Source organism: Allobosea sp. RIT-PG3_2 (assembly GCF_057321085.1).
The window spans coordinates 12,784-33,287 of sequence record NZ_JBXWCA010000003.1 but is presented as its reverse complement, the minus strand read 5'-3'; the positions used below and the strand labels follow the sequence as shown (position 1 = coordinate 33,287).

General features: G+C 61.6%; 21 protein-coding genes. 13 read left to right on the top strand and 8 right to left on the bottom strand.

Features of this window, described 5'->3' with window-relative positions:
- Positions 1–73 precede the first annotated feature (73 nt).
- Positions 74–520 (bottom strand): PaaI family thioesterase, encoded by a 447-nt coding sequence (locus tag AC2FAN_RS10470; protein ID WP_265051842.1) that lies wholly within the window; start codon positions 518–520, stop codon positions 74–76.
- A 169-nt stretch (positions 521–689) separates the two neighbouring features.
- On the bottom strand, positions 690–1,688 hold the full coding sequence (locus AC2FAN_RS10465) for a helix-turn-helix transcriptional regulator (RefSeq protein ID WP_265051841.1): 999 nt from the start codon (positions 1,686–1,688) through the stop codon (positions 690–692).
- Positions 1,689–1,864: 176 nt separating this feature from the next.
- Between AC2FAN_RS10465 and AC2FAN_RS10460 the strand changes: the two genes are divergently transcribed.
- The 3 genes from AC2FAN_RS10460 (at position 1,865) to AC2FAN_RS10450 (ending at position 5,752) form a co-directional block, all read left to right on the top strand.
- Positions 1,865–2,692: an acid phosphatase gene (locus tag AC2FAN_RS10460; protein ID WP_265051840.1), complete on the top strand. Its 828-nt coding sequence runs from the start codon at positions 1,865–1,867 to the stop codon at positions 2,690–2,692.
- Positions 2,693–2,793: 101 nt separating this feature from the next.
- The gene (locus tag AC2FAN_RS10455; protein ID WP_485173813.1) at positions 2,794–3,807 is read left to right on the top strand and encodes a DUF1254 domain-containing protein; all 1,014 of its coding nucleotides are present in this window, start codon (positions 2,794–2,796) and stop codon (positions 3,805–3,807) included.
- A gap of 142 nt (positions 3,808–3,949) precedes the next feature.
- Positions 3,950–5,752: a mechanosensitive ion channel family protein gene (locus AC2FAN_RS10450; protein WP_485173811.1), complete on the top strand. Its 1,803-nt coding sequence runs from the start codon at positions 3,950–3,952 to the stop codon at positions 5,750–5,752.
- A gap of 66 nt (positions 5,753–5,818) precedes the next feature.
- Here the strand turns inward: AC2FAN_RS10450 and AC2FAN_RS10445 are convergent, their stop codons facing one another.
- Positions 5,819–7,597, bottom strand: a complete 1,779-nt coding sequence (locus tag AC2FAN_RS10445; protein ID WP_485173809.1) for a hypothetical protein — start codon at positions 7,595–7,597, stop codon at positions 5,819–5,821.
- A 190-nt stretch (positions 7,598–7,787) separates the two neighbouring features.
- Here AC2FAN_RS10445 and AC2FAN_RS10440 point away from each other — a divergent pair, with 190 nt between their 5' ends.
- From AC2FAN_RS10440 to AC2FAN_RS10410, 7 genes are all read left to right on the top strand, one after another.
- Positions 7,788–8,042: a hypothetical protein gene (locus tag AC2FAN_RS10440; RefSeq protein ID WP_485173808.1), complete on the top strand. Its 255-nt coding sequence runs from the start codon at positions 7,788–7,790 to the stop codon at positions 8,040–8,042.
- Positions 8,043–8,125: 83 nt separating this feature from the next.
- Complete coding sequence (locus AC2FAN_RS10435) at positions 8,126–8,458, top strand: HdeA/HdeB family chaperone (protein WP_265051834.1); 333 nt, start codon at positions 8,126–8,128, stop codon at positions 8,456–8,458.
- 307 nt (positions 8,459–8,765) lie between these two features.
- Positions 8,766–10,349, top strand: a complete 1,584-nt coding sequence (locus AC2FAN_RS10430) for an arylsulfatase (RefSeq protein WP_485174551.1) — start codon at positions 8,766–8,768, stop codon at positions 10,347–10,349.
- A gap of 82 nt (positions 10,350–10,431) precedes the next feature.
- Positions 10,432–10,656, top strand: a complete 225-nt coding sequence (locus AC2FAN_RS10425; RefSeq protein ID WP_265051833.1) for a hypothetical protein — start codon at positions 10,432–10,434, stop codon at positions 10,654–10,656.
- Positions 10,657–10,736: 80 nt separating this feature from the next.
- On the top strand, positions 10,737–11,510 hold the full coding sequence (locus tag AC2FAN_RS10420; RefSeq protein ID WP_485173805.1) for a hypothetical protein: 774 nt from the start codon (positions 10,737–10,739) through the stop codon (positions 11,508–11,510).
- 61 nt (positions 11,511–11,571) lie between these two features.
- Positions 11,572–12,585 (top strand): HAD family hydrolase, encoded by a 1,014-nt coding sequence (locus AC2FAN_RS10415; RefSeq protein WP_476807802.1) that lies wholly within the window; start codon positions 11,572–11,574, stop codon positions 12,583–12,585.
- Positions 12,586–12,690: 105 nt separating this feature from the next.
- Positions 12,691–13,509 (top strand): transglutaminase-like domain-containing protein, encoded by an 819-nt coding sequence (locus tag AC2FAN_RS10410; protein ID WP_265051831.1) that lies wholly within the window; start codon positions 12,691–12,693, stop codon positions 13,507–13,509.
- Between the two features lie 164 nt (positions 13,510–13,673).
- Here the strand turns inward: AC2FAN_RS10410 and AC2FAN_RS10405 are convergent, their stop codons facing one another.
- The 4 genes from AC2FAN_RS10405 to AC2FAN_RS10390 form a co-directional block, all read right to left on the bottom strand.
- The gene (locus AC2FAN_RS10405) at positions 13,674–14,219 is read right to left on the bottom strand and encodes an ureidoglycolate lyase (RefSeq protein ID WP_485173802.1); all 546 of its coding nucleotides are present in this window, start codon (positions 14,217–14,219) and stop codon (positions 13,674–13,676) included.
- A 265-nt stretch (positions 14,220–14,484) separates the two neighbouring features.
- Positions 14,485–15,375 (bottom strand): ABC transporter substrate-binding protein, encoded by an 891-nt coding sequence (locus tag AC2FAN_RS10400; protein WP_485173800.1) that lies wholly within the window; start codon positions 15,373–15,375, stop codon positions 14,485–14,487.
- 16 nt (positions 15,376–15,391) lie between these two features.
- Positions 15,392–16,171, bottom strand: a complete 780-nt coding sequence (locus tag AC2FAN_RS10395; protein WP_485173798.1) for an amino acid ABC transporter ATP-binding protein — start codon at positions 16,169–16,171, stop codon at positions 15,392–15,394.
- Positions 16,171–17,040, bottom strand: coding sequence for an amino acid ABC transporter permease (locus AC2FAN_RS10390; protein WP_485173796.1), 870 nt, complete (start codon positions 17,038–17,040; stop codon positions 16,171–16,173). The genes AC2FAN_RS10395 and AC2FAN_RS10390 overlap by 1 nt, the downstream gene beginning before the upstream one ends.
- Positions 17,041–17,188: 148 nt before the next feature.
- On the opposite strand from AC2FAN_RS10390, the gene AC2FAN_RS10385 reads away from it, so the two are divergent.
- A complete protein-coding gene (locus AC2FAN_RS10385; protein WP_485173794.1) occupies positions 17,189–17,899 on the top strand; it encodes a FadR/GntR family transcriptional regulator in 711 nt (236 codons plus the stop codon).
- Positions 17,900–18,179: 280 nt separating this feature from the next.
- Here the strand turns inward: AC2FAN_RS10385 and AC2FAN_RS10380 are convergent, their stop codons facing one another.
- On the bottom strand, positions 18,180–19,316 hold the full coding sequence (locus AC2FAN_RS10380; protein ID WP_485173792.1) for an FAD-dependent oxidoreductase: 1,137 nt from the start codon (positions 19,314–19,316) through the stop codon (positions 18,180–18,182).
- Between the two features lie 56 nt (positions 19,317–19,372).
- On the opposite strand from AC2FAN_RS10380, the gene AC2FAN_RS10375 reads away from it, so the two are divergent.
- Positions 19,373–19,840: a MarR family winged helix-turn-helix transcriptional regulator gene (locus AC2FAN_RS10375; protein WP_485173790.1), complete on the top strand. Its 468-nt coding sequence runs from the start codon at positions 19,373–19,375 to the stop codon at positions 19,838–19,840.
- Positions 19,841–19,858: 18 nt separating this feature from the next.
- Positions 19,859–20,296, top strand: a complete 438-nt coding sequence (locus AC2FAN_RS10370) for a tripartite tricarboxylate transporter permease (protein ID WP_485173788.1) — start codon at positions 19,859–19,861, stop codon at positions 20,294–20,296.
- Positions 20,297–20,504: the final 208 nt, after the last annotated feature.

Genomic DNA, 20,504 nt, shown 5'->3' with positions numbered 1-20,504 from the left:
GCCCGCCTCATTCGAAGGCCGCTCGCGACCTTGGGCCTGCAGCGTTGCATCTGGAAAGGTCATTAGGCCGAACTCAGTCAGCGATTCCGTCCCGGCCTTCGATCGCCATCAGTGTCGCCGTCAGGAGTGCGATCAATCGCGCCTTGCCATCGCTCTCAGCGAACACTTCGGCTTGGGCAAGCGTGAGCGTCCGGCCGGACTTGACCACTTTGCCTCGGGCGACAATGCGTTCCCCCGCCGCCGGGGCCAGCAGGTTGATCTTGAATTCGGCGGTAAGCACGCCCCGATCCATCGGCATCATGCTCAGGGCAGCATAGCCGGCAGCACTGTCGGCTATGGCGCTCACCGCTCCCGCATGCACGAAGCCGTGCTGTTGCGAAACCTCGGGCCTGGGGATCAGCGATACCTCCACCTGTCCGGGCGAGACCTCGCCGAGCATTGCGCCGAGGCTTTGCATCAACCCCTGCCTGGCAAAGCTCTCCCGAATGCGCCGATCAATCTGGGCGACGTCAAGGCTCATGGTATATCCTCCGTCGGGCATCGTGACAGGCGCATGCGAGGTCAGCAACGCAAGGCGCTCGCGAAGCATCCGCTTCGGCCGCGAGCTCGGCTTCCACTCCAGCCAAAAGGTTGCTGCATCCTGGCTCAAGCAGTTGGTTGGGCGGTTTGTGGCGCGCGGCGACACGCATTCAGCCGAGCTGCGACTGCTCACGAAACTGGCGCGGCGTGACGCCCGTCATCCGTCGGAAGGCGCGGCTGAAATGCGCCGGATCCGTGTAGCCGGAGGAAAAGGCGACGTCGATGATCCTGCAATCGGTGTCGCGGAGAAGCCGGCTCGCATTCTCGTACCTGACCGTGTCGAGTAGGTCCGAATAGGACAGGCCGACGTGGGCGAGCTTGCGTTGAAGCGTCCGTGTGCTGACGCCCGCGATCTCGGCGACGTCGGCAAGCGCAGTTGTTCCCTCGTCGAGATAGGCCGGCAGCATCAGTTTGAGGAGCTCGACGATGTCGTAGGCGGAAGGCCCATCCTCGTTGTCGCGCGGCGGCGGAAACGAGGCGGCCGAACGGTTGGGCAGGCCGAGCAGCGTGACCGGCAGGCTGATCCATGCAGCATGCTGGCCCGACAGAAACCGCACATTCGGCCAGCAGGATCGCGTCGCCGGGCACGGCGCATAAGACGATTCGAAAGCGATCACCGTCGGCATCCAGTCCGGGCCGGCGAATTGCCTGATGATGTATACCGGGAAAATGTTCTGGATCCATTGCGCGTATTTCAGATGCAGGAGCCCTGTCCCGGCGAGCCTGCTGCAAACCCGCACATGATCCGCGCCGTGCTCGATCCACATGCTCAGAATGGTGTCCTCCCGCGACGCCCAGTGGCAGGCATGCCGGAGCGCGACGAGCAGGGTCGGGGAATGAGCGATCAGGGCGCGGGTCTTTTCCCTCATATGGGAGAAGTGCAGGCGCTGGGCCGCGAGAAAGCCGAAATCCTCGATGCCCTGCGTTCTCTGGGCGGTCTCGACAAAGCGCAGAGCCGGCAGAAGCGGAAGGTAGAGCTCGGTCTTTTCGGCCAGGGACGATGGCAGCCGTGACCTCTCCAGGAGCATCTCCGTCGGGGCGCCGATATCGTCGAGAATGCTGACGAAGGGCAGCAGGAACTGGCCGCGCGTCAAAGGGATATCAGCCATCAGACCTCGCCGCGATCACCGCGTTGACGCTTTTACAAGGCCGAATCCCGGGGAATTCGCGATCGGCGAGGATGCAGAATAGCCGCTCCCGATTGGCGCGAAATGGCAAGACGGGCAGGCAGCCCATGCACGAAATGCTCGCGACGGCAGCAATGTCGAAGGAATAGGAAATGTCGATGACCGAGAATGCGGTTCGGGCCGCGCATGTTTCGCTGATTGCGCTGCTCGCGCTCTGCGGGCAGGCCCTGGCGCAGGCGGGTGAAGCCCAGCCGAAGGTCACAGACCCGCATTTCAAGATCGCACCGGGCTATCTCAAGCAGTCCGACCTGCCGAACAGCCTGATGCTGCTCGGCCCGCCGCCCGAGACGGACTCGGCTGCGCTCGCCCGGGACGAGGAAGCGCGCAAGGCGACGCTCCCCCTGCGAAACACCAGCCGCTGGAAGCTCGCCTATACCGACGCCGATCTCGCCTTTCCGCAGGCAGCCGACAATTTCTCCTGCGCGATGGGTGTCAGGATCGACAGCAAGCAGACCCCGCGCCTCTATGCGATGATGCAGAAGATGCTGTCCGATTTTGGACTCTCCACCTATGGCGTGAAGAACAAGTACAATCGGGTTCGCCCCTTCGTGGTCCACAACGAGGCGACCTGCCGGGCGGATCAGGAGGCCATTCTGCGGGGCGACGGCTCCTATCCGTCCGGCCACACGGCCGCAGGCTGGGGTTGGGCGCTCGTCTTCGCGCAGATCAATCCCGAGCGCTCGAACGAGCTGCTCAAGCGCGGCATCGAATTCGGGCAAAGCCGCGTGATCTGCGACGCGCATTGGCAGAGCGATGTCGATGCGGGGCGGATCATGGGCGCGGCGACAGTTGCGCGGCTGCAGACCAACGCGACCTTTCTTGCCGACCTCAGAGCCGCGAAGGCGGAGGTAAAGGCCGCGAAGGCGAAGCGGGCAAACCCGGCACCCGATTGCGCGGCGGAGGCCGCGGCTCTGTCGGTGCAGTAACGGGCCCCGGACCCGGACATTCCTAGCTGGGCGGATGCGCGGACCCATTCGGTCCTGCCCGATGAACAAATCGATCCAACACGCCAATGAGGTACCGTTCGATGCGCATGACGTTGGTCTGCAGCCTGAGCTTTCTGGTTCTCGCGCCGTGCGTGGCATCCGCGCAGCCGGTTCCGGTCAATGTCGGCAATTTCAAGCGAGCCGAGTCCGATTTCTATATGGCCAAGACGGCCAGCGACGGTGCCCTCGGCAAGTTCGTCCACAACAGGGCGCCGACGCCGATCGACAAGCAGCCCGTGGTCCGGATGAACCGGGATACGCTCTATTCCCAAGCGCTCTTCGACCTAGACGCCGGCCCGGTGACCATCACCCTTCCCGATGCCGGCAAGCGCTTCGTATCGATGCAGGTCATCAGCGAAGATCATTACACCCCGATGGTGGTCTACAAGCCCGGTCGCACGACGCTCACCAAGGACAAGGTCGGCACCCGCTATGTGTTCGTCGCGGTCCGTATCCTTGTCGATCCCAACGACGCCAAGGACCTCGCGCAGGTTCACGCTTTGCAAGATGCGCTGAAGGTGGAGCAGAAGGCGGTCGGCAGGTTCGAGGCGCCGAATTGGGACCTGGCTCAACAGAAAAAGATCCGTGACGCGCTCGAAGCGCTGTCTGCAGCGTCCGGCAGCTTCACAAACGCTTTCGGCCCCAAGGGAAAGGTCGATCCGGTCATGCACCTGATCGGCACGGCCGCCGGCTGGGGCGGCAACCCCGACAAGGACGCATCCTACCGCTCGGTGACCCCGGCCAAGAACGACGGCAAGACGGTCTACAAGCTCAGGGTCAAGGACGTCCCCGTCGACGCGTTCTGGTCGATCAGCGTCTATAACGACAAGGGCTTCTTCGAAAAGAACGAATACGGCGCCTATTCGGTCAACAGCATCACCGGCAAGAAGAGCACTGACGGCGCGATCGACATCCAGTTCGGCGGCTGCGACGGCAAGATCGAGAATTGCCTGCCGATCACGCAGGGGTGGAACTACACATTCCGGCTTTACCGTCCCCGTCCCGAGTTCCTGAACGGCCAGTGGAAGCTGCCGGAGGCGCAGCCCGCATCGTAGAAGGCCGCCCGCTTGCGCCGTTCTGCCCGGGCAGTAACGCGTCGCGCCTCCTGTGCCAGAGGTCCAACACTTTTACTCCATGCTGGACAACCGGTTCGCGCGGACAGATTAGTGTCGCTGACTTCGACAAGAGACCGAGACCATGGCTGCCGATTCAAGGACCGACGAGCTCGATGCTGCTTCCGCGATGCTCCATCGTTTCTCAGTGCTGATCGAGAATGGGCTGACGACAAGGCTGTCAGGTTGGCTCTCTTCCGGTGGCGCGTGGCACGATTTCATCAAAGGTCTCGAAACCGCGGGTTATAATCCCGCGCTACTGGCTCTCGGCATTGCAGCGATTTGCCTGATTGCCATTGTTGCAACGGCAGCGGTTGCCAGCTCAATCATCAGCAGATTGAAGGCTAAGCCCTTTCTGTCCGTGGCCGCCTGGTTCGCGGCTGCCTTGCTCGTGATACTGGCGTCCTGGATTCTATTTCTGAGTCTCATCGGCGATTCAGTGCTCCGCCGCGCCTTGCTGAACTGCGTCGTCATCTCGGCCGTGGCGACGATGATATGTTTCCCATTGACCACCGGTCGCAGGTCCATCTTCCGGCGTTGGCGACGCGATCTCGCGCTCGCCATCGGCATCGCGTCCGGCGGCTTGGTGGTGCTTGCCTGTCTGCGCGTATGGAATGCGGCTGATCCGCTACGCGATCTCTTCGCAACATTCGCGGTATCCCTGCCGTTCACCAATCTGGTCGCAGCGGCATATCTTCGTCATCGCCGGCTGGTGACGAGGGCTCTGTCCTTCGGCAGCAAGGCAGGATCGCTGCGCCGGAAGCTGGCCGCAATCTGGCCGTGGCTCGTGGTGGCGGTTGTCACCTTCGCCTTCGTCTTCATCCAACTGGACTTGACGATCGGACGGCCGACGCGGGGCGGGCTGTTGCTGCTGTCGCTTCTTCTGGTTCTCGCCGGCCCTCATCTCGACGTCGCCATCGAAAGACGCAGCTGGCAGGCGGTTCGATCGCAGGGAGGCGAACTGACAGGCGCGCTGTGGCGCACTTTCCGCATCGTGATCGCCTCATCGATTCTCGCGGTATTGGCGATCCTCTGGCTCCTGCCGATTCTGGATGTCGTCGGCATTTCGCGGGGCACTGTCTTGCTGAAAGCGGCCGAGATTCTGATGCTCGTACTGGTCATTGCCTTCTGCTGGAACTGGGTGGCCATCATGGCCGCGCGCATCAGACCTCCTGCCCCGGGCGATCCGCAGGTCGCCACCGCTGTAGTCGGTACGCGGCTGACCACCGTCGGCCCACTGCTCGTGGGTCTCACCAAGGCCGCGCTTCTGACGCTGGGCGCTCTGACCGTCCTGGTCATGCTGGGCATCAATGTCTGGCCTCTGATCACCGGCCTCTCGATCTTCGGCCTGGCGATCGGCCTTGGCTCCCAGACACTGGTCAAGGATGTGGTGGCCGGCCTGTTCTTCCTCGTCGATGATGCCTTCCGTCACGGCGAATACATCGAGACCTCGGGAGCCAAGGGCACCGTCGAGCGAATCTCATTGCGATCGGTCTCCCTGCGGCATCCGCGTGGACCGGTTGCGACAATCCCCTTCGGGCAGATCGGGAAGATCCAGAACTTCAGCCGCGAATGGGTCATAGAGAAGATGCTGTTCCGGGTTGCTTTGGACACCGATGTCGAAGCCGTGCGAAAACTGTTCAAGAAGATCGGGCAGGAGGTCGAGGCGGATCCGGAACTGAACGCCGATCTCCTCGAGCCGTTCAAGAGCCAGGGCATTGCCGCCCTCGAGGAGGGCACTCTGGTGATCCGCGGCAAATACAAAGCCCGGGCTGGACGTCAATTCCAAATACGCAAGGCGATACTTTCCAAGGTGCGGATCACGCTGGCGGAGAACGGCATTAAACTGGTGCCGAAGCCGTTGCATGTACCGCAGATGGGTGGGTGAGCCTCGCTGCCCGAGCCGTGGCTACTTCGAATATGGGCACTGTCAAAAGGGCCGTGGCGCGCTGTGTTAGCGAGGGGACGCTACCGCTGGATCGATATGTATTCCGGCCTTCCGCAGCCCGTCGGCGAACCGATCCAGGGTGTCTTCGGATATCTTCCATGCTCGGAAAACCGGCCAGAATTGCTCCGCGACGTGAGGCGATTCCCGGTTGACCCTGTCGCCCGCCTTCTGCGCAAGATCGAGCTGTCCCGATTGCCCAAGGATCATCGCCGCGAAGAAATCTTCGCTCATGAACAACACGCGCGTTATTCCCTTCGTCGCGGCAAGAGCTCCTTGATCGTCCCCCGCCAGGTAGCGCTCCAGGATCACGGGAATGCTGTACCAGCTCGGATGATGCAGGCTGTTCATATCGATCGCGCGTCGTGCCAAGGCGGCACCCGCCCGCCAATCTCCGGATGCGGCTATGCGAAGGCCATAATGAGCCAACAGATCGGGATCGCCGGGGCGCGTCTTGATTGCAGCTTCGGCGAGCTGCCGGAATCCGCTGAAGTCGCCAACATCGAACATGGTGGCGGCTCGAACCATCATGGTATTGGCGTCGCCGGGCGCCAGTTCGAGAGCCCGTTCGGCTGCCTCACGCGCCCTGATGACCGCTGCCACGCCGTCGGCGCGCGGATTCAGGCCCACACGATACTCTTGAGCATAGATCTGCGACAGGCTGGCCCAAGCCTCCGCATACCCTGGTTCTGATCTGACTGTCGCCTCCAGACAGTCGCGCGCCAGTCGATGGCTCTCGGGCGTCCCGCTCATCTGGTGCTGGTAAAACCGCAGGACGCAGTCGATGGCGCTCAAGCTATTCGGCTCTTTCGCGAGGCTGGTTTTCAGGGCCGCCCGGGCGAGCACGCCGGCATTGCCAGCGATCGTGGCTGCAATTTTCTCCGCGATCTCGTCTCCGATCTCCAGAATCTGATCCGCCTGAAGCGTTCGCCGATAAGATTCACTCCAGAGAAGGGCGCCGGTCCGGGTATCGATGAGGCGGACCGACACCCTGATGTTGGCCGCGCTCTTTTGTACCGAGCCTTCAACGAACGCCGTTGTCCCGAGGGATCGGCGGAACAGGTAGGGATCCGATTGCTGGGAGAGGTTGATCGAGCTTGGGGGGGTCACCGACAGATCGGCAAATTGGAACAGGTTTTTGGCCAGCTCCTGACTGATCCCGCGCGCGAAATAATCTTGCTGGCTGTCTCCGTCCTGCACGGTGAATGGAAGCACGGCAATCGACGCGATCTTGGTATTGACGGGCAGCCCCCGCCCGCTCTGCATCACATGGGCGATCACGACCGCGATCACACAGAGGCCAGCCACGCATATCAGCCAGAGACTCGTGCGTGGAAACCGCGACCTTTCGATTATGGGCCCCGACCGGGGGATGTCGGCAACCGTCGAGTTTTCCGGGCGGCCTTTCCCGGCGAGTACCTGGTCATCGCGCCAAGTGTATTTGGGCGCATTCGCGCCTTTTGGGATCTCGACCAACAGCGGATCATTCATCCCCGCGGTCAGGTAATAATGCTCGAGATCGGCTCGCAGGCGACCAGCCTCGATGCGGACAAGGGGATCGATGCGCGTATCGAAACTCGGGTCGCGGCCATAGACGGCGACCGCGATCGAATAGCCCTTCAGGCCGCCCACGCGCCCGGCCGCTAGTTCCTCGGCAATATACTTCAGGAATTCACGCCGCCGCGGCGTGGCGCGGAACTCCGGCGAGGCCAGAATCCGCTCGATCTGCTCTCTAATATCGGCAGATCCGACAGTTCTTGCAGAGGTGGACGCTACGGCATTCGGCATTTCCCATGCCTTTCCGCCACAACTCGGAACGCGACCCTAGTCGAACAATTCGCCCCCGGCGAACTATTTCCGGGCCATTACGAGGTAGCGTCGTAAGCTATTGAATTAATTCGCATTAATACCGTAACACACCCTTACGGGCTGGCTATTTGGCTAAAGCCCGGCCATTGCTGGCTGGTTAGGAACACCCATGGGCCACGTCATCGACGAAACGGCCGGCCTGCTTCTGAAATTTCCCGACCGGGGAAGCGACCTTCGGCGCCTCTACATGGCCAGCGAGAGCTTTCGCGATCTCGTTCGCGACTTCAACGACGCCAACGCTGCCCTCGTCATCTGGACTGCTAACGGAAATGCAGACCGACAGCGTGAATACAAGGCGACCCTGAAAGAACTGGAGAATGCCATCCTCGACATGCTGCGACAGCGGCCTGCGAGAGACAAGTAAGCCGCCAAATAACGAGACCGAAACCCGCGTGCGATGCCGTGCAGATCAGCGGATCGCGACTTCAGCAACGAAGGGAATACCGCATGCGCCGTCTGCTCATCTTCATCACAGCGCTCGTCGGAACGGTCTCGGCCGCCCAGGCACAGGTCGAGCTGAATACATACGCCGATTCCAAGGGCTATATCGACGTCCAGAAACTGACATGCGCCCAGCTCGCCGGGACGTTCCAGGAGGACGCCGACTTCCTGGGGGTCTGGTACAGCGGCTGGTACAACGGCTTGGCGAAGAAGCACGCCATCAACATGCCCCGCGCCAAGAAGGGGGTCCACGAGGTGATCGTCCACTGCAAGGCGAACCCGGGGAAGACCGTCATCAAGGCGATCGATTTCGTCATCAAGCAGGAAAGGGGACGGTAGGCGGGGAAGTCTTCCCGGGCCGGTATCCGGCCCCAGCCCCATGAGCGGCGGCAAACTCACAAGCCGTGCCCGCTACCGTCCGGCGCCTCGATGCGATGCCGGCCGGCAAACCGATCTGCCGTGCCGATCCGCCATGCCTGGCTCCGAAGCATCACGCGCGGAGGTTCCGACGCATCCCAAGGGAGGAAACGAGATGTCTGACGTCATGCCAATGGGACGAATGCGGCCTCGCGGCGCAGCCCTGTGCGAGATGGTCGCGGACTGGCAGGGGCGCTCGCGCGCCGCCCTCGCCGGAGCGACCGCGCTGATGTCGCTGACCCTGTGTGCGCCGGTGCATGCGCAGGCACCGACGCCGCAGCAGCCGCAACGGCCCAACATCGTCGTCATCATGGGTGACGATATCGGCATCTGGAACATCGGCGCCTATCATCGCGGCATGATGGCGGGCCGCACGCCGAATCTCGACAAGCTCGCCGCCGAGGGCATGCTGTTCACCGACTATTACGCCGAGGCGAGCTGCACGGCCGGGCGCGCCAACTTCATCACGGGAGAACTGCCGATCCGCACCGGCATGACGACGGTCGGCCAGGCGGGAGCACCGACCGGCCTGCCTGCGGAGGCCGTGACGATTGCCACCGCACTGAAAGGAATGGGCTACGCCACAGGCCAGTTCGGCAAGAACCACCTTGGCGATAAGAACGAGTTCCTGCCAACCGTGCATGGGTTCGACGAGTTCTTTGGCTATCTCTATCACCTCGATGCGATGGAGGACCCCTGCCATCCGAACTATCCGCAAGACCTCAGGTCGCAGGTCGGTCCGCGCAATATGGTTCATTCGCTGGCAGCCGATGCCGACGACGCCACCGTCGACCCGCGCTGGGGCAAGGTCGGCAAGCAGACGATCCGTGACGCGGGTGAGCTCTGCCCGAAGCGGATGGAGACCGTCGACGACGAAATCCGCGACCTGTCCTTCAAGTTCCTCGACAAGGCCAAGGCCGACAACAAGCCGTTCTTCCTCTGGCTCAATCCGACCCGCATGCACATCGTCACGCATCTCTCGCCGAAATACGAGGCGATGCGCAATTCGAAGAACGGCTGGACCATCCACGAAGCCGGCATGGCGCAGCTCGACGACGATGTCGGCCTGGTCATGAACAAGCTCAAGGAGATGGGGGTCGACGACAACACCATCGTCGTCTTCACCACCGATAATGGCACCGAGGTCTTCACCTGGCCCGATGGCGGGCAGACGCCCTTCGCGCAGAGCAAAGGCACGATCATGGAAGGCGGCTTCCGGGCCCCGGCGATGATCCGCTGGCCGGGCCGGGTGCCGGCAGGCAAGGTCGAGAGCGGCCTGATCTCCGGGCTCGACTGGTTCCCCACCTTCCTCGCCGCAGCGGGCAATCCCAACATTGCCGAAGAGCTCAAGAAGGGTAAGCAGATCGGCGGCACCAGCTACAAGGTCTACCTGGACGGCTACAACCAGATGGACCTGATCACCGGCAAGGGCCCGTCGAACCGCGAGGAGATCTTCTACTTCGGCGAAAGCGAGCTCGGCGCCGTACGCATCGGCGACTACAAGTATCGCTTCATCGACCAGCCCGGCGGTTGGCTCGGCGACAAGACCAAGGCAGACGTGCCCTACCTGACCAACCTGCGTCTCGACCCGTTCGAGCGCACCGGTTGGCCCGAAAACGGCACGAAGTCCGGCTCGCAAAACTACTTTTCATGGTTCCAGTACGAGTTCTGGCGTTTCGTCTTCGTCCAGCAGCAAGTTGCCAAGCTGGCGATGACGGCCGTCGAGTTCCCGCCGATGCAGAAGGGCGCGAGCTTCAACCTCGACGCCGTGAAGGCGAAGATCGAGGCCGCGCGAGCCGCTATGGGCAAATGAAGAGCCCACATCACGGCGGGCTCATCGACACCTGCCCGCCGTGACCTTTCCCGCAGTCGAGACGACAATCTGGGAGGGCATCATGAAAACCACATATGTCGCAGTTGGACTTACCTTCTCGCTGGGACTGATCCTGTCGGCCTGCCAGACCCCGCAGTCCAGACAGGCCGAACTCGCGCAAATCTGCGCGAACCCGGTCAATCGAGCAACTGGCTCCTTCTACTACGGAGAGTGCCAGTCGCTCTATCCATCGACCGATCGACGACTACAGCGAAACTACAGGCTTGGAGCACCGACGGGCAATTGAACTGAAAGATTGTCTCAGGCTGCGACGGGTGCGCCATCGTCAATGGTCGACGAGTCTGCCGTTACTGATTGGACCCTACCATGTCGATCAAGCACATCGTCGTCATTGCTTCGACTGCTCTGCTGCCGTCTGTACTGCAAGCTGCCGATCTTGCCCCCGCTCCCCGCATGACGATGGTTACGGCCAGCGATTGGGCAGTTTCCGTGACAGCCTATACTTGGATGTCGGGCCTGAACGGCAAGCAGGGCTTGTTCGGCTTGCCCGACATCGATGTGAACCTGAAATTCCGGGATATCCTTCCGGCATTGGATTTCGCCGCGTCGGGTATCGTGGAAGCCAGTAACGGCACGTACGGGTTCGTCGGCGAGGCGAATTTCGTCAAGATCTCGGACAAGGACAGGGGGCCGGCGGGATTTGTCGGGCTGAAGCTTCGCTCGACCTCGTTCTTCGGCCTGGCTGCAGGCACCTATCGTGTGGCCGAGGGCGACTGGGGCAACATCGAGTTGATCGGCGGCGCGAAGTTCTTCAGCTTCTCCAACAGGGTCGTGCTGAGCGCCGCTGCGCCGCTGCCCGTTCTGATTGGTAGCGAAACCCAGTCCTGGGTCGACGCCACATTCGGTGTGAAGGCTCGCTACAACCTCAGCCCGGACTGGTTCCTGACAGGATGGGCCATGGCCGGCGCCGGTGGATCGAATTATCACTGGGATCTGCTCGGAGCGGTCGGATACCAGTTCAGCCCGACCTGGTCGGTGTCGCTGGGCTATCGCGCGATCGGCGTCGACTATAAGAGCGCCCGCTTCAGCTACGACATGGTTCAGCATGGCCCGATACTCGGTGTGACCGCGCGATTTTGATCGGTTCCGCCAAGCTGACGATATCCCCGGCAGCCTGCGCGCCAGCGCGATGGAGGCTTCTATGCTAGCCAGTTCCTTCTATCGGCTGCTTCAGCGTCTCGCATTTGGCTGCTGGGTTGCGATCGTGAGCATCACGCCGGTTTATGCCCAGAGCGATCCATTGCCTTCATGGAACGACACTGCCGCGAAGCAAGCCATCGTCGCATTTGTCGGAAAGGTGACCAGGGAGGGAACCCCGGATTTCGTGCCGGTCCCGGAGCGCATCGCAACATTCGACAACGACGGCACCCTGTGGGCGGAGCAGCCCCTCTATTTCCAGCTACTGTTCGCGTTCGACCGGGTGAAGGAACTCGCTCCTCAACATCCCGAATGGCAGAGCCAGGAGCCCTTCGCCTCGTTGCTCAAGGGTGACGTCAAGGCTGCGCTGGCGGGTGGAGAACGGGCCGCAGGCGAGATCGTCGTGGCCACGCACTCCGGCATGACGACGACCGAGTTCAGCAAGCTGGTGACAGACTGGCTCGCCACGGCGAGGCATCCCGTGACCAAGCGCCCCTACACCGAGATGGTTTATCAGCCGATGCTGGAGCTGATGATCTATCTGCGCGCGAACGGCTTCAAGACTTTCATCGTCTCCGGCGGAGGGATCGATTTCATGCGGCCATGGGCCGAGAAGGTCTATGGCATTCCGCCCGAACAGGTGGTTGGCAGCAGCGGTAAGACCCAGTTCGAAATGCGGGAGGGCAAGGCCGTGCTGATGCGGTTACCGGAAATCAGCTTCATCGACGACAAGGCGGGCAAACCCGTCGGAATCCAGCAGCATATCGGGCGGCGCCCGATCGCTGCCTTCGGCAACTCGGACGGCGATCTCCAGATGCTGCAATGGACCACCTCGGGACAGGGCCCGGGCTTCGGCCTGATCGTGCACCACACCGACCCGGTGCGGGAATGGGCCTACGATCGCACGTCGTCCATCGGGATGCTCGACAAGGCGCTGGACGTCGCCGCCGTGAACGGCTGGACAGTCGTCGACATGAAGAACGATTGGAAGACGATCTTCCCATTCGGCAGCAAGTGATCCCTGGCCGGAACCTATATCGCCTTGGCCGGGAACATGCATGATGGTCTGACTGGCCGCCGGCCAGCCAGTGTTCGCGCGCAATCATCGCGCAGAAGGCATCGCGTGAAACTCAGGATCGGCTACGCGCTCGACTACGATTTTCCGCAACCGACACCGGTCATCCTGATGCTGAACGTGCATTTCAGCCGGGTATCGGACTTGGCCGAACCCGACCATATCCGCATCCAGCCTTCGGTTCCCGTCAGTGCCTATCGGGACGGCTTCGGAAACTGGTGCACTCGGCTGCTGGCGCCACAGGGGTTGATGCGGATCACCGCCGACGCGATCATCTCCGATAGCGGCCTGCCCGAAAGCCATGACCGCAGTGCCGGCCAAGTGCCGGTCGAACGGCTGCCGGAGGAGAGTCTCGTCTTCCTGCTGGCGAGCCGCTTCTGCGACAGTGACCGCCTGCTCGACCTCGCCTGGCAGCTCTTCGGCCATACCCAGCCGGGCGCGCTACGTGTTCAGGCAATCTGCGATTTCGTCAACCAGCGCATCGCCTTCAACTACAACGATGCCAGCGTGACCCGCACAGCGTCCGACGCCTATCGTGAAGGCCGCGGCGTCTGCCGCGACTACGCTCATCTCGCGATCGCCTTCTGCCGGGCGATGAACATCCCGGCACGCTATTGCACCTGCTATCTCGGCGATGTCGGCACGCCGCCGCCTTATCCGCCAGGCGATTTCGCGGCGTCTTTCGAAGCCTATCTCGACGGCGGCTGGCAGATGTTCGATCCGCGCAACAACGTGCCGCGCATCGGCCGCGTGCTGATCGCGCGCGGGCGTGATGCGGCCGATGTCGCCATCGCCACCACATTCGGGCCGAACACGCTGACAGGGTTCAAGGTCTGGACCGACGAGGTGGTGGAAGGGGCGATGTAGCAGTTGCAACCAGACATGTCCTGACGCGCCATTTGCAGACGTTCACCCACTGCCGAGAACCGGACGTTCCCGGAAAAAGGTATATCAGCTGCCGCACAACCGGGATCGCCGGGGCGTCGAGGGCTGGCAGCCTCCTGACCGAAGCCGAGCTGCTCAGCGGAACTCTAATCCGGGCCGCCCTGAGATACCGCTCTGGCTTCTATAGCGATTGTCTCGCAGTCGGCCTCGGTGCCGTTCTGCCAGGATTGGACGAGGAAACGCGCATCCGCTCCAATGGCCATTATCGGGTGGTGCCAGAGTCCCCGACGGTAGATCAATCCTTGCGCAGCGGACAACCAAAAGGCAGCGAAGGTCGAAAAATCAGGGGTGCCGTCAGCCTTGTTTTGACTGACGACCACGATATGGCCCGCACCGCCAAGCGGAACGATGAGCTGGATCGAGTTTGGATGCCGTTCCAGCATTTCGATCGGCTGGTCCGGATGCTGCGCCTTCGCCTCGAAGATCGATGTAACCAGCCTGGTTCCTGGCAGGACATCGGAGGCTGCGTGCGCGTGGATGTCATGTCGCAGAGCCGTACCGTTGTTGACAACATGATCGGATTCGCCAGCTTCCACGATCCATCCATAGGGCTCGAACGAGGCCTTCGTCACCGGTTGAACTTGGAGAATCCGGGGGGAAGGAATCCCGAGCGTGAGCTCATCGTCTTGCATAGGTGTTCCTCAAGGGGCCGCCGGGATCGAGGCCTCCACGCATTGTAGATGCCGGTCCACCGCAGGTGGATACGGTGCCGTTTGAACCGGCCGGATGACGGCACAGGCGTTGGTGAAGCCGGCCCTGCCTGTCAAGAGATGGGATTGCGGAGGAAAGCGCCGGACGGTTTCGGATACACGTCAAGGGCTGCTCTTTGATGGTCGCGCAGAGGGCGAGGCGCCGCTCCGCTCGGAACGTCGCCCCGCCCGAACGAATGAATCGCTCTCAGTCTTCGATCTTGAAGTAATCTGCCCCAAAACGAGCAGCATCGTTATACGTCACCTTTTGCAGAACGTTCTGCGACAGGTTCCATTTTTTGAAGACCGCTGCGTAAGAACCATCGTCGACCATGCTCTGCAAAGCCTTGATCACCGCATCGCGAAGGCCCGGACTGTTCTTGTTGACGATCCACCCCTGATAACCAACCGCGTAGCGGCCGCTGGTGATGAGTTCGAGCTGGATGCCGCCCTTGGGCTGCTTCGCAGTCGAATAGGCTGAAACGCCTACATTGGCGATATAGGCATCTGCGCGCCCGCTCTTCACCGCGAGCTGGGCCTGATCGCTGGTTGGGAACTCCATGATCTCAAGCGGCTTCGAACTCCGACATTTCTGAGCCTGCAGTTCGAAGAGCTTGAGCGGGGTCGAGCCTTGGTGGGCGGCGCCGCGGTGCCCGCACATGTCGCTGAGCTTCTTGATGCCAAGCGGATTGCCCGCAACGACCACGAGACCGGCGGCCTCATAGTTCACATCGATGATATCGACGATCTTTTCGCGCTCGACGAAGTCCCCGAACGCAGACGCTCCGAGATCAAAGCGCCCAGACTGGATGCCGGGAATGATACTGGGAAACGGAGCAGCTGACACCTTGATTGGAATTCCGATGCGCGACGCTACTTCGGCCAGAAGCTCCTGCTCGACACCGATGAGGGTCTTGTTGTCCTCATCGTAGAAGTCGTAGGGCGGTTGCTGCGGATCGCTGGCGGCCATGATCGCACCTGCGTTGCGGATACGCTCGGGCAACATGTCGTAAAGGCCGGCAATGCGCTCTCCCGCAGCCGCCGAACACGTCCATGCGATAGCGGCGGCCAGGACGACCGCTTTGAGCCTTCTCGTCATTTGAACAATTCCCCTGTCAATTGTGATTGTTGATCCGGCTGAGGAAACTCTTCGTCCGATCTTTTTGCGGATTCTGCAGAACTTCCCGAGCCGGGCCTTCCTCGACGATCAATCCCCCGTCTATAAAGACCACGCGATCCGCGACTTCCCTCGCGAAGCCGATCTCATGTGTGACGATCAGCATGGTCATTCCTTCCCGTGCGAGTCGCTTCATCACAGCCAGCACCTCGCCCACCAGCTCTGGATCAAGCGCGGAGGTAGGCTCGTCGAACAGCATCAAGCTGGGTTTCATGGCGAGTGCGCGCGCGATCGCAACACGTTGCTGCTGCCCGCCGGAAAGCTCTGCCGGCATGGCATGCTCCTTCTCGCGAAGGTCGACCATAGCGAGAAGCCGTCGCGCGTTCTCGACCGCCACGTCCCTCGCTTCGCCCTTCAAGAGCATGGGACCTTGCGTGATGTTGGTCATCACATCGAGATGCGCGAACAGATTGAACCGCTGAAAAACCATCCCGATGTCCCGGCGTTGCCGGGCCAGTTCAGCGTGTTTCATCTCGTAGAGCGTGTTGCCTCGCTGGTGGTAGCCCACCAGCTTGCCGTTCACGAGAATCCGTCCGGCATCGATTTTTTCGAGATGATTGATGCAACGCAGAAAGGTCGACTTGCCGCTTCCGGAAGGCCCGATGATGCAGGCCACTTCGCCGGCTTTGAGATTGAGATCGATCCCGCTTAGCACCTCGATCGAGCCGTAGGATTTGCGGACCCCTTCGGCCTGAACCACGAATTCTTGCCCGGTCATCATGCCTGCCCTGCGCTTGCTGCGAGCTGCCTCGGAGAAAACCGCGCGGGCCGTCTGGTCGAAGCGCGGCTCAACCTGCGCTCGATCCAACCTTGTATAACCGTGGCAACGCTCGTCATCACCAAGTACCAGATAGCCGCAACGAACAGCAACTCGATCACTAGAAAGTTCTTTGCATATATATTTTGGACTCGTGTCAGCAAATCTTGGGCTGCCACGAAAGAAACCAGCGACGTCGTCTTCAGCATCGAGATCGTTTGATTTCCGATCGGTGGAATGATGACGCGCATTGCCTGAGGCAGGATGATCTTGCGAAAGGTCTGCCCAGGCGTATATCCCAAGGCCATTGCAGCTTCCGACTGCCCTTTGTCGACCGCCAGAAGCCCGCCTCGCACGATCTCGGCCATATAGGCTGCTTCATTCAGGCTGAGCGCGAGCAGGGCCGCCGTAAACGGCGACACAAGCGCATTGGTATTGATCGAATAGCCCGCGACGCCGACCGACGGAATGAACAGCTGGATATTGAACCAGAAGATCAGCTGAACGAGCAGCGGCGTGCCGCGAAAAAACCAGATGTAAATGCCCGCCGCGGTCGAGAGCATGGCGTTCCGCGACTCCTTCATCGCGGCCAAGACGATGCCGCCGGCGACCCCGATCGCCACGGCGAGGAACGTCATCAACAGCGTCAGGCGAATGCCGGAGAGGATCGAAGCGTTGAACAGATATTCCGGAATGACCGACCAATTAACGTTGTCTGTGCGCGCCACCTGCACGATCAGCCAGCCGACGACGGTGCAAAGCAGCAGCACGGCAAAGCGCTGACCCCAATAGGTTGCCGGAACGATCCTTGCAGGCTGCGTCGACGACATTAAACCTCCAAGACATCCGACCGGTCTGACCACTTGCTGAGAACCAAGCATCCGAGCAATGCTGTGTCAATCGCGGGCTTCTCAGGGAGTGCGCTCTTCGTTTGCCGTCGGAGCCGAAATGCAATCGTCACACCTTCCCGAGCGCCACATGGTGCCTCACGAGACGGTTAGAAAACTGCAGGAGATGATCGAGCGGGGGCAGGTGGAACCCGGTCAAAAGCTGCCGTCACAGCGCATCTTGTCGGAGCAGCTTGGAATCAGCCGATCGTCCCTGCGCGAGGCGATCTCGATTCTCGAGACGATCGGCCTTTTGCGAGTCGAGGTCGGGAAAGGTGTATTCGTGGTCGCCCCGGAAGCCAGGGTGCCGCACTGGCGTCACCTCGGGCTTGCTGCGCCAAAGGAAGTCTACGAATTTCGCTATAGTCTGGAAGGGTATGCTGCGGGCTTGGCGGCCACACGCATGACGTCAGCCATCATGGAGGAGCTCAAGGCGTGCCTTGCCGCGATGGTCGAGGCGGCGACGCGGCAAGACCTTGTTTCTCTGGCGTCAAACGACCGGAAATTTCATGTCATTATCGTCGAGGCCTCCGGAAATACGGTGCTTATCGGGAGCTTCATGAGCGCGCATAGGGTCATCCTCGAGGCCCAGCGCATTCCCATGAGCCGCATGGAAACGCTGGAATCTACGGCGGCCGAGCACCGGCTCATCGTCGAGGCGCTGGAAACCGGCTGCTTCGTCAAGAGTGCGCAGGCCATGATGGATCATATCGCCGCGACGGCAGAGCGCGGAGGCGTCAAGCTTACCCAGTTTCAAATCGGGGGCGTGAATGGCGGCAGTGGAACTGGTCCTGGAAGGTAACCTGATCGTTGTCCGCCTTTCGAATGTGAACTGGACCAACGTTGATCCATTCGCCTCATTGGCGAATGTTCAACTGCTATGCCTGATCGTGCATAAGGCATCTTCTTGAAGAGCGGGGTCGCATATGGGCGATGCCTTGGTCCCAGGCCCGTCGCGGCCGTTGACCGCTCGCCGAACAACGGACGTCCCTACGACGCTTTGGTCGAGGTGCGATCCAGGGTGATCCGAGCGCCTGGATCGACCGATGCCGCTCCTGCCGGAAGGGTCTTCCACAGGCAGGTCAAACCGAGAGTCGGTCGCTCGAAGCGATGACACGCTCCTTGTAGTGCTCAAGCACCGGCGCCACCCCGTGCAAAGAGACGGCGCTGTCGAGCCCGGCAGCCGCGCCTTTCGCAGCCTCCTCCGCGCGACCGGCCATCATCGCCTCGAACGCTGCAATCGCATCCCAGCCTTTACCCGAAGTCAGCGCCTCCGCCAGATCGACTGCGTCGGCGAGCGCGAGGTTCACGCCTTCGCCACTGAACGGCGACATCAGATGCGCCGCGTCGCCGATCACTGTGATCCCCCGTACCGGAGCCCAGTCCAGCCCGATCGGAAGGGCATATAGAGGCCGTACCGCGAGAAGATCGCCGTCGATGATCAGCTTGGTCAAGGCGGGGGCGAATTCCGCGAAGGCATCCAGCACATGAGCCCGGACCTCTTCGCCAGGGAGTTGCGCCCAGCGACGTGCTTCGTCCTCTTTCATCCGTAGCCCAGCGTAACCGCGGATATGACCGTCCCCGTTTCGCTGCGCGATCAGCACGCGATTGGCACCCACCGCGAACATCTTGCCGCTCCCGACGAGCCGGTCGACATGCGGGTGGCGGGCGACGTCGAACCCGAGCTCGACGAGTGTCACGCCTTCGTAAGCGGGTCGTGCATCGGTGAGCAACGGGCGAACCCGCGACCACGCCCCATCGGCACCGACCACGGCAGCGAAGCGGTGGGAGACGCCGTCGAGGACGACTTGCACGCCGCCATCGACAGACTCGACCGTTGCCACTTTCGCGCTCCACTGGATCGTGCCGGGTTCGAGCGAGTCGACGAGGATGCGACGCAATGCCGTGCGGTCGATCTCGGGTCGGTCGTCTCCCGAGCCATCGCGGTCGAACAGCAGCGTGCCATGCTGGTCATACAACCTGTCGCCTTGGTCTTCCGGGCGAGCCTCCGCTGCGAATGCGTGTTCGAGATCAGCCTGCCGCATCGCGCGCTGGCCGGTTTCGGCATGCATGTCGAGCGAGCCGCCCTGTGGCCGCGCGTCGATGTTGGCGTCGCGTTCGAAAATGACCACCTTTCGCCCGCGCCGTTGCAGCAGTCTGGCGAGCATTAGTCCGCCCGGTCCACCGCCAACGATGCCGATCGTTCCCATCATTGTCATAAGCCGTTCCTTTAGTTAGATAGGATGCTATATAACTAAACATAGGATGCTATGCAATGGCGCTCGACGACGATGGCTGGCAACCGCTCGAACACCCCGGACATTATCTGAGCCGCATCGCGCGGGGTTTGACACGCGTCGGCGATGCGCGGCTGCGCCCGCTCGGTCTCGCCACCGCGCAGTTGCCGGTGCTCTCGATGTTGCGGAACGGAGAACGATTGGCTCAGTCCGAGCTCGCCCGTCTCGCCAAGGTCGAGCAGCCGACGATGGCGCAGCTTCTCGGGCGTATGGAGCGGGATGGGCTCGTCCGCCGAGAGCCCGATCCGCGAGACCGCCGCAGCAGCCTCATTTCACTCACGGACGCCGCCATTGAAAAATTGCCGGCAGGGCGTCAAGCGCTGCGACAAGCCAATACCGAAATGACCGAAGGGCTGTCCGATGCCGAGGTCACGACCCTGGTTCGGCTGCTCCGCCGCGTGCTCGACAACGTCGAGACGATGCAGCCGAACCCCGTGAGGGATTAAGAATCGAGCCGGCATCGAGTGCATCTGGTCGCGAGCTCGGATGGGGAGAGTTTTGCGCTGATAGGCAGCGTCTCGCTTGGAGCTGACGTTGAGACGTCACCCAGCGTGCCGCGCAGGATGCTGATGCCGATCATTCTCCTGTTCGCCATTGTCGGCTCTTACGCGATCAACAACTCGCTGTTCGACGTCGGATTGATGCTCGCCTTCGGCGTGCTGGCCTTCGTGCTGGAGGAAAACGATTTCCCCGTCGCGCCGGTCATCCTCGGCGTCGTGCTCGGGCCCTTGCTGGAGGAGTATTTCATCAACTCGATGATCAAATCCGACGGCAGGCTGATCGGCCTCGTCGACCGCCCGATCGCTGCCGTCCTCGCCGCGATCACCATCGCAATCGTTGGCTGGACCATTGTCGCTTCCTTGAGAAGCGCCAAAGCCAACGAGCAACATACGGCCGGTTGAAAACGCTCTTGGGCATGGGCCAAAGCGGCAATGGGCAAATGCGCCGATCCCGGACATCGAGAAACCGCGGGATCTGACATTTCGGTCGGAGCGGCGTGGTGCCTGGTCGATAGGCGGACAGATGGACATGCTGTCGTCCACTGCATGCGTGGGCGCATTCACTCGACAGATGAAGGCTATTGATCGCAAAGCGATATGCCAGCTGGAT